Below are 3,110 nucleotides of genomic sequence, written 5' to 3' on the forward strand. Positions count from 1 at the left end.
AATGATTTCACTCAATTGTTGTGGTCTAGTTATTTTGGAGGAACTAAAAATGATGCTTGTAACAGTGTAAAGCTCGATGGGAATGGAAATGTATTTATTGCAGGAGGAACATCGAGTAATAACTTAACGAATACTACCGGAGCTTACAGCCCAACATATAATGGCGGTGAAAGTGATGGATTCCTAGCCAAGATTTCTAGTAATGGTCAAATGCTGTTGCAAACAACCTACATCGGAGAGAATTTATACGACCAAGCCTTTTTTGTGGAATTGGATGAGAATGATAAGGTGTATACGGTTGGACAAAGTGCTGGAGGAAACTTCTTCGTACATCCACAATCCTATAGTAATGCTGGAAGCTCTCAATTTGTAGCGAAGTTAAATAATGATCTCACAGCCTTAGAGCGTTCAACGGTTTTTGGAACGGGGAGTGCGAACATTGATATTTCTCCTTCTGCATTTTTGGTAGATGTTTGTGGGAACATTTATGTTTCGGGTTGGGGAGCTAATATATTGCAAACCTCACCCATTGGAAATATGCCTACAACTTCTAATGCATTTCAATCTTCAGCTCCAAATGGATTTGATTTTTACCTCGTAGTATTTGAAAGAGATTTAGAAGGATTGTTATACGGTACCTATATTGGAGGGAGTCAGGCCAATGAACACGTGGATGGTGGTACAAGTCGTTTCGATAAAAATGGCGTGGTATATCAATCTGTTTGTGCAGGATGTGGAGGTGTGAGTGATTTCCCAACCACAACTGATGCATGGAGTAGTCAGAACTTAGCCAACAATTGTAATAATTTAGTGTTTAAGTTCGATTTCGAATTAATTCCCAAAGCGGAGTTTTTTGTGGATATGGAATTGGGCTGTGCACCTTTTACCGTGGATTTTTCTAATTTTTCTACGTCGGATGATGATTTCGTTTGGGACTTTGGTAATGGTAATCTCGATTCAACAACTTTTGAACCCAGCATTTTATATGATACTCCAGGAACGTACGATGTGTTCTTGTATGTAACAGATACCGTTTGTTTAATTACAGATACCGCTCAGGTTACCATAACTGTAGATGAGCCAATTCAATTGGATATGCCTGCAGACGTAGCTTTATGTTCACCGGAAGAGTTGACATTTATACCCAATACTTTCGGAACAGCGAATCAGTTTGTATGGTCGAGTAACCTTAATTTTTCAGATACTTTGAATGATGATTTGACGGATTCTGTTTTGATCGTAAATCCAAGTACGGATCAGTCCTACTATTTATCTGTGGGAGACGGGGCTTGTAATACCATTGATTCTGTTCAAGTCATGTTTACCAGCGCAGCTATGGAACTCACTGGAGATATTAACTTGTGTAAAGATGAGGTAGGTAGTTTTAATGTACAAAGTTTAGACCCTAACCTTACTTTGTCTAATTTCGATTGGTCACCTGATTCAGTAATTGTGTCTGGTGAAGGAACCAATGAGATAGATGCACAATTTACAACCAGTCAATATGTATATGTGGAAGTAGACGTTTCTAACGGTTGTCACCTCTACGATTCCATTTGGGTGAATGTAAGTTTTATCGCAGCCAGTGATGTATTGGCCATTGCCTCAGATACCATTGTTCCTTCAGGTACTGCCGTAAACCTTTCAGCCTTGCCGAACGGAAATTACAATTATTCATGGTCACCAACAGGCGGTATTTCTGACCCCAATCAACAAAACCTTACAGTAGAGATTTTTGAGGATATTACCTATACAGTAAGCGTAAGCGATGGAATATGTACGCGAACGGACGACGTGGTTTTAAAAGCCTTTACCTATGTCTGCGGAGAGCCTTTTGTTTTCGTACCCAATGCCTTTTCACCAGATGGGGATGGAGAGAACGATATTCTTTTTGTACGCTCTAACATTGTTAGTGAGCTTACCTTTAAAGTGTTTGATAGATGGGGAGAGTTGGTGTTTGAAAGTAACGACATAACCCGAGGTTGGGATGGAACTTTTCAAGGGAAATTGTTAGACCCCGACACTTATGATTATTATTTGGAAGCCTATTGTATAGATGGGAGTCAGGAGATTATAAAAGGAAACATTACTTTAATTCGTTAGGGTTTTATGAAGCGAAATAGAGGGGTAGAGTTAATGCTTATGGTACTGACAGTTCTGATGAATTTCACGAGCTGGTCACAAGATATCCACTTCTCTCAGTTTGATTATAATCCTGTTTTTCAAAATCCAGGTAATGTAGGACAATTTACGGGTGACCTACGTTTTCATTTCAATTACAAAGATCAATGGAGAAGGGTAACAGTACCTTTTCAAACCACAAGTATTTCAGTTGAAGCACGTGTAAAGAAAATTGACGGTTTGGCCCTAGGAGCTTATTTGTTTCACGATGTGGTTGGAGATGGTAGTTTACGCACCTTTGAATTTGTACCGAGTGTTTCTTATTTATGGAAATTAACCCCTGATTCCACGCATAGTATTCGACCGGGATTTCAAATAGGAATTAATAACAGAAGTTTGCAATTCGATCAATTCTATTTCGATAATCAGTTCAACGGAATTTTCTTCGACCCAAGTTTGCCGACGGGGGAGAATTTGGGGAATTTATCGAAAACAAATGTAACCATAGGCGCGGGTATCGTTTATGAGTTTTACATGGATGAAAGAAACAAAATCACCGCGGGGTCTGGTTTGTTTAATATCAACAGACCCAATCAAGGTTTTATAGGGCCCAAGGTGCAGCGTGATATGCGTTTCAATCTTATGGTCCGCTATCAGCGTAAACTAGATCCCGACTGGGATATTCTTCCTTCCCTGCAATTTAATGCGCAAGGAAAGTACAAAGAACTCATCTTTGGAGCCCAAGCCAAATACTATTTAGAAAATAGAAACGGAATTTATAAGGCATTGTACGGCGGATTGTACTTGAGAAATAGAGATGCAATGTACTTAGTTTTAGGAATGGATTGGCAAAATATCTGGGCGGGAATTAGCTACGATATTAACGTGTCTCAATTGGTTCCAGCGAGTAATGCCCGCGGTGGTTTGGAATTGAGTTTTCGTTACATCCTTACCCGATTCAAACCTAAAAACATTAAACATAGAGTATG

The 3,110-nt window shown here is 39.4% G+C and carries 2 protein-coding genes; both read left to right on the plus strand.

All coding sequences use genetic code 11. The annotated features are described in order from the left end of the window. The coding region (locus tag AC22ZQ_RS13770) for a T9SS type B sorting domain-containing protein (RefSeq protein ID WP_318959342.1) at window positions 1-2,103 on the plus strand (2,103 nt) is incomplete at its 5' end. 6 nt (window positions 2,104-2,109) lie between these two features. Beyond that, a partial coding sequence (locus AC22ZQ_RS13775; RefSeq protein WP_318959343.1) for a PorP/SprF family type IX secretion system membrane protein occupies window positions 2,110-3,110 on the plus strand: 1,001 nt, incomplete at its 3' end.

It is taken from the genome of Lishizhenia sp. (assembly GCF_057456495.1).